Below are 345 nucleotides of genomic sequence, written 5' to 3'. Positions count from 1 at the left end.
GGTGGGCGCATTCACAGCTATACCCTCATCAAAGACTCGGTGTTGTTGCCAAGAGTGGAAGTGCAACGAAACTGCCGTATCCAAAATGCCGTCATTGATAAAGGAAGTATCATTCCTGAAGGCACGATTATCGGTGAAAATTTGGAAGACGATAAAAGACGTTTTTATGTTGAGGAATCTTCTGGTATTGTGTTGGTAACGCCGGAAATGCTTGGACAAAAATTGCACGTTACTCGTTAAGAATGCTCAACTAGGTGATTAGATCCCTGTTATGGAACCGAAAAAAATTAAATTGGTGCTGTGTTGGCACATGCATCAACCGCATTATCGAGATGGACTGAATGG

Annotated in this window: 1 protein-coding gene; it reads left to right on the top strand. The window is 42.6% G+C overall.

Annotated elements, in window-relative coordinates; genetic code table 11:
• Nucleotides 1-240: GlgC family sugar phosphate nucleotidyltransferase (locus tag AVJ23_RS22505; RefSeq protein WP_496197021.1), on the top strand; the 240-nt coding region annotated here is incomplete at its 5' end.
• Between the last annotated feature and the right edge of the window lie 105 nt (nt 241-345).

The sequence above is a fragment of the Pseudoponticoccus marisrubri genome (assembly GCF_001482405.1).
Classification (GTDB): Bacteria; Pseudomonadota; Alphaproteobacteria; order Rhodobacterales; family Rhodobacteraceae; genus Pseudoponticoccus; species Pseudoponticoccus marisrubri.
This window is presented reverse-complemented; position numbering and strand designations above follow the sequence as displayed.